The 6,557-nt window shown below is 62.4% G+C and carries 3 protein-coding genes and 1 pseudogene; 2 read left to right on the plus strand and 2 right to left on the minus strand.

All coding sequences use genetic code 11. The features are described 5' to 3' along the window. Window positions 1–385: 385 nt before the first annotated feature. Window positions 386–652, minus strand: a complete 267-nt coding sequence (locus ACS5Q1_RS07220) for a hypothetical protein (RefSeq protein WP_473097525.1) — start codon at window positions 650–652, stop codon at window positions 386–388. 522 nt (window positions 653–1,174) lie between these two features. Further along, entirely contained in the window at window positions 1,175–2,653 is a 1,479-nt protein-coding gene (locus ACS5Q1_RS07225) for a protein adenylyltransferase SelO (protein WP_473097526.1), read from the minus strand. 266 nt (window positions 2,654–2,919) lie between these two features. Here ACS5Q1_RS07225 and ACS5Q1_RS07230 point away from each other — a divergent pair. Both ACS5Q1_RS07230 and htpG read left to right on the plus strand, forming a co-directional pair. Next, window positions 2,920–3,918, plus strand: a pseudogene (locus ACS5Q1_RS07230) (3'-5' exonuclease). A gap of 116 nt (window positions 3,919–4,034) precedes the next feature. Beyond that, on the plus strand, window positions 4,035–5,933 hold the full coding sequence (htpG, locus tag ACS5Q1_RS07235) for a molecular chaperone HtpG (protein WP_473097527.1): 1,899 nt from the start codon (window positions 4,035–4,037) through the stop codon (window positions 5,931–5,933). Window positions 5,934–6,557: the final 624 nt, after the last annotated feature.

Here is a 6,557-nt window from a genome sequence, read left to right on the forward strand (position 1 = left end):
AGCTCCCTTAATGACCGATCACGACTGGGAGTGCCTGAGGTCAGCACGAAACCGCGATGCGTGGATGCCTCATGGGAAAGGACGAGCCATCCCTAAGGTCTCCCGCCTGGGAACACGGTTCTTCGCTCATCCTCCTGGACAGACTTTTGTAGGGGCAAAGGAAAGCGACCTTCATCTTCACATCAAAGCACAGAGCCTGATGGGAGCCCGAGCCGCAGGTTGGGACGCGCTCCCAGAGCAATCGGGGAGGACGCCGGATGGTCAGGACTGGCGGGCTGACGTCCTGTGCCGCCGGCCCGGCAAGTCATGGAGTATCGCCCTTGAGGCCCAGGTCCAGCTGCAGGGGGAGGAAACCTACCGTCAGCGGCAGGAGCGCTATGCAGCCTCAGGCATCCGTGCCCTTTGGCTGGTTGCTCACGAGCCCGCAGCCTTGCATCGCTACTGGCTTAAGCCCGATCCGTCTCTGCCGGCCTTCAGGACCGCGATCGGGAAAGATCAGGATGGTCAGCCAGACGCGCAGGTGCATATCGATGGCTTGTCGCTGAGCATCCCTGAATTTGTCTCTGGTGCGCTCAGCGGTCAGCTCCACTGGTATGGGAATGGCCGACATGGGATCGTCACGCTCGTGCTTCGTGAAGACCAGTGTTGGCATCGCACCTGCCGGAAGAGGGTCCTCCTCGCCTACAGGGCCGAAACGCCCCAGAGAAAGTTAATCGACGTTGAGGCGATCCAGGCAATGCCGGGTTATGCGACAGCGTATGCCAGGGCTCAAGTGGCTCTTTCTGACCTCGCAGACAGTCCATGGCCCTTCAGAAAGGTTCTCGCGTCACGCTGCCCCCACTGCCGACGGGAGATCCGGTACCAACGTCACGAATGGGAGCACCAGAGCGTCACTCGTGTGCCAATCGGCGTTGATATTGGGGCGCAGGGCCACCGCCTTGGTTTGACCCCGCATGGGCAATGGCACTGGGGACCGGAAACGCGGTGGACCCATTGGGCTCCTCTGGGTAGCATCGGTCTGATCTCCCGCCGTCATCTCGAGGTGCGCCCGAGACGCCTGGGCCCAAAGACAGGCTGATGGGGATCAAAGGCTGGGGTTGATTGCCAAAAGCGCAGGCGTTCTCGATCCTGAGCTGCCAATAATCAAGTCTGGGGGCTTGTAGTTTGTCCCGCCTCACGTTCCACAGAACGTCCGATAGACGCGCTCGCTCGGCTCCGGCGGGTCGGCGTAGTGAGCAAACGTCGGCTGATCCTCATAGGGCTGCGAGAGGACCATCAGAAGTTCCTCGAAGGGAGCAAAGTCGTTCCGTTCCACCGCAGCTTGAATCACAGCCTCCACGCGGTGGTTGCGAGGGATATAGGCCGGATTGACGGCTCGCATGGCAGCTTGGCGGGTTGCAGCGTCTTGCGGTTCCTGGCTCAGCCGCTCGCGCCAGCGAGCAACCCAGGCATCGTAAGCAAGCGGGTTGATGAAGAGGTCTCGGACGGCCTCGTCCGCTTCGGGTCCGGCAGCGGCATCGCTCAGCCGCCGGAAAGTCCGGGTGAAGTCCGCCTGGTTCTCGGCCATGGCCTTCAGAAGATCCCCGGCGAGCGTCGGGTCCTCCTCGCGTTCCGTCAGCAGCCCGAGCTTGCGCCTGAGCCCTGCGTGATAGGCTGCCTCAAACTTACCTGAGAAGGCTTCGAGCGCCTCATTCGCTTCCGCGACAGCCTTCTCCTGGTCCTCGGACAGGAGCGGCAAAAGCGCCTCGGCCAGCCGGGTTAGGTTCCAGAGGCCGATGCGCGGCTGGTTGCCGTAGGCATAGCGGCCGTGCTGGTCGATGGAGCTGAAGACCGTTGCAGGATCATAGGCGTCCATGAAAGCGCATGGACCATAGTCGATCGTCTCGCCCGCGATGGACATGTTGTCGGTGTTCATGACACCATGGATGAAGCCGACGTGCAGCCAACGGGCAATGAGATCTGCCTGGGCCGCAATGACCTGGTCCAGGAGTGCGCGATAGGGCCGGTCACTTTCGGAAGCCTGTGGGTAGTGCCGGCCGATGACGTAGTCCGCAAGGAGGCGCAATCCCTCCACATCCTGCCGGACTGCGAAGAACTGGAATGTGCCGACCCGGATATGACTCGAAGCCACCCGGGTGAGAACTGCCCCGGGAAGCAGCGTCTCGCGGACAACCGTCTCTCCCGTCAAGACGGCGGCGAGCGCCCGCGTTGTCGGTAGCCCAAGTGCCGCCATCGCTTCACTGAGGAGGTATTCGCGCAGAACAGGCCCCAACGCCGCACGCCCATCACCGCGGCGCGAATAAGGTGTCGGACCTGAACCTTTGAGCTGAATGTCCCGGCGGATGCCGTCTCGATCAACCACTTCACCGAGAAGAATGGCCCGGCCGTCACCGAGTTGCGGTACGAATTGCCCGAACTGGTGCCCGGCATAGGCCATGGCGATAGGCTCCGCCGCATCCGGAACCCAGTTGCCAGACAGAAGCTCAACCCCATCAGGACTGGAGAGGCGATCGGGGTCGAGGCGGAGCTGTAAGGCGAGACCTCGGTTCAGCCGGATGAGCCTCGGAGCCGTCACAGATGTCGGTTCTACGCGCGCGTAGAATCTGTCAGGCAAGCGTGCGTAGGTATTGTCGAAGGGGAAATGAATGGTCATGGGTCCGATTCATCGTCAGGACCACGTGAAATCGTATTGGGCTTCCGGGAAAACAAGAGTCAGATCGTAAACCCGGACCAGTTTCAAGGTGCTCCCATTTCAATCTTTATCTGATTGGCCCGCACGGATGGAGGACAAACCACCCACTCCACGGTTTTACTCCCTCCCTCATGACCTTGTGCATTAACGATCTGGCGACCCGCACCTTCTAATCTGCCCCGCCAGGCTCACGCATGAGCCTGTTGCCACAGGTGGAAGGTGCGGGAATGCGAGGCCAAGCCGATCTTTTCTTGGACTACGACGCACCGCCAAGCCCGATCCGAAAGCCCGCGGACGAGATCATCGTCAAGGCCAGGCCACGCCGCGAATCCTTCACAGCTCCTGATCATGAGACTGCTGCCCGGATGCTGGAAGCAACCGGTGACTATCGCGTTCTCCGCCGCTTGCAGCCCCGGCCTGTCGTCGTTTCGCGTGGGCCTTGTGAAAGCGAGAAGATCGCCGTCATCGTCGACACCGAAACCACGGGCCTCGATCACACACGGGACGAAGTCATCGAACTTGGCATGGTCGCCTTTCTGTACAATGAGGAAGACCGGATCGGGGACGTGATCGGCACGTTCAATGGCTTGCGCGAGCCGAGCGTGCCGATCAGCCCGGAGATCACCCGCCTGACCGGGATCACGCCCGAGATGGTTGCGGGCCAGGCGCTCGATCTTGCGGCGGTCGAGCGGTTCATTGAGGCGGCGGATCTCATTATCGCGCACAATGCCCGCTTCGATCGCCCCTTCTGTGAGCGCCTGTCCAGGGGCTTCTAGGTCAAGGCCTGGGCCTGCTCCCATTCCGAGATCGCCTGGAGCGGGTTCGGCTTTGAGGGATCGAAGCTCGGGTACCTCCTGACCCAGAGCGGCTGGTTCCACCAGGGGCACCGGGCCGTCGGGGATTGCCACGCCCTGCTCGAGGTGCTGGCCTCCCCCCTGCCCTCCGAGGCCGGGCTCCCCTTCGGGCATCTGCTAACCTCGGCACGAAAGGTGCTCCTGCGCATCTGGGCCGAGGCCAGCCCGTTCGACATGAAGGATGTACTGAAGGCGCGAGGATACCGCTGGAACGACGGCACCGACGGCCGGCCGAAATCGTGGTGGGTGGAGGTTGACGAGGAGGCCGGCGAGGCCGAACTCGCCTTTCTCCGGCGCGAGGTTTACCGGCGCGAGGTCGAGCCCTACACCCAGAGGATCACCGCCTTCGAGCGGTTCCGCTCGGCACGCTAGCCGACGGCAACCATATCTCAGAGGTGCTGCCTCATCCGGGGTTGATCCAAGCCTTGAAATCTTGACTGTAGGCCGCCATCTCATCGCCGCCCGACCAACACCATTCATTGCATGCCATGACGACTGCTGACACCACGCCCGCCCCTGAGAGCCACACCTTCGAGGCCGATGTCGCCAAGCTGCTGCACCTGATGGTGCACTCTGTCTATTCCGACAAGGACATCTTCCTGCGCGAGCTGATCTCGAACGCGGCCGATGCCTGCGAGAAGCTGCGCTACGAGGCGATCGCCCATCCCGCCCTGCTCGGCGATGATCCCAAGGCTCGGATCACGCTGCTGATCGATGCCGACCACCGCCGCCTCACTATCGAGGACAACGGCATCGGCATGAATCGGGACGAGATGGTCGAGGCGCTCGGCACCATCGCCCGCTCGGGCACGAAAGCCTTCATGGAGCGGATTCAGGCCGCTCAGGGCGGCGAAGGAGCCCAGCTGATCGGGCAGTTCGGTGTCGGCTTCTACTCGGCCTTCATGGTGGCCGAGCGGGTTGATGTCATCTCACGCCGGGCCGGCAGTGACAAGGCGACGGTGTGGTCTTCCGATGGCAAGGGCTCCTACACGGTCGCGGCGATCGCGTTGGATGAGGCGCCGACCCGCGGCACTCGGGTGATCCTGCACCTGATGGAGGATGCCACATCCTACATCGACCGCTACCGGCTTGAGCGCATTGTCAAGGAGCAGTCGGGGCATGTCCCCGTGCCGATCTCTCTTGTCGAGAAGCCCGGGGCGGAGCCGCAGGAAGTCGCCGATGGAGCGGCTCTCTGGGTGAAGCCAAGAGCCGAGATCACGGCCGAGGAGTACACCGACTTCTACCGCAGCGTGGCTAATCAGTTCGATGAGCCGGCCCTGACGGTGCACTTCCGGGCCGAGGGCCGCCACGAGTACACGGCCCTGGCCTTCGTGCCGAGCTCCAAGCCCTTCGATCTGTTCGATCCCGATCGCCACGGGCGGATGAAGCTTTACGTCAAGCGGATCTTCATCACCGAGGAGGCCGAGCTCGTCCCACGCTACCTGCGTTTCGTGCGCGGGCTCATCGACTCGGCCGATCTGCCGCTCAACGTCTCGCGCGAGATGATCCAGGAGAGCCCTCTTCTGGCTGCGATCAAGAAAGGCGTCACCAACCGGGTGCTCAGCGAGCTCGAGAAGCTCGCGCAGAACGATCCGCAAGCCTATACCAAGGTGTGGGAGACCTTCGGCCCGGTGCTGAAGGAAGGGCTCTATGAGGACTTCGAGCGGCGCTCGATATTGCTGGGACTGGCGCGGTTCAAGACGACTGCCTCCGGAGACGGGTGGCGCTCGCTCAAGGATTATATCGGCTCCCTCAAGGAGAACCAGACGGCCATCTACTATGTGACAGGAACTGATCTTGCGCGTCTCGAGGCCTCTCCTCAGCTTGAAGGCTTCAGGGCGCGTGGCATTGAAGTCCTTCTGCTTCCGGATGCCGTCGACAGCTTCTGGGTCACGGCCGGCGTCGACTACGAGGGCAAGCCGTTCAAGTCCGTCACCCGGGGCGCCGCGGATCTGGCGCTCATCCCGTTGGTTGATTCCGAGGACAATGCAGACGCGCCGGCAACGGAGGCGGTAACGCGCTTCATTCAAGTTGTGAAGGCAACCCTCGGGGATACCGTCGCCGATGTCCGCGCTTCCGAGCGTCTCACGGAAAGCGCCGTCTGTCTGGTAGCATCTGAGACCGGCATGGACCGGCAGCTGGAACGGCTCCTGGCACGGGCAGGACAACTGGGATCGGCCGCAAAACCAATCTTAGAGATCAACCCACACCACAACCTCATTGTCGCCCTGGCGGATCTCGGAGATGCCGAGCAGACACTCCGTGAAGATGCCGCGCATCTCCTGCTGGACGAGGCACGAATCCTTGATGGCGAGTTGCCGGCGGATGCGAGGGCATTTTCGCAACGGCTCGCACGGGTCATGCAGCGGTGCGTTTCCAAGGGATAGACTGAAACGACCCTACCGCGAGAGCGCGGCTGGCAAGCCGCGCTCTCGCTGGGCTCAGGACTACTCTTGTAGGCCCCGGCAGCTTGGCGCCAGTGCAATCCGTTCTTTCCCAAGGTTTATGAATAGGTGGAGTTGCCTGGAGAGGCCTCGGATCAATCCAGGCAATGATCCAATAAGGATCCGAGGCTCCCGTGCTGCGACACAGTCAGCAGCCGCAGCTGTTCGGTGAGAGGCCGGCAGGCCATAAAGCGAGGCCCCGGATTTCTCCAGGGCCCCGCACCGCACGTGTCTACGTTAGAAGTCCATGCCTCCCATGCCGCCGCCCATGCCGCCGCCGGGCATCGCCGGAGCGGCTTCCTTCTTCGGCAGCTCGGCCACCATGGCCTCGGTGGTGACGAGCAGGCCGGCGACCGAAGAGGCATCCTGCAGGGCCGTACGGACGACCTTGGGGCCAGCGCAAGAACTGTTCCCATTGACACGCCGGCATTATCAACCAAAGACAGTAATTACCCACGCCCTTGTCATCAGGCGCAATTCCTGAATCCATGGGGCCATGGATCGCACTGATTTGCAGCGCCTGACGAAGGAAGAGCTGATCGAACTGGTGCTGCGGCTGCAGCGGCC

Source organism: Microvirga sp. GN3 (assembly GCF_055792825.1).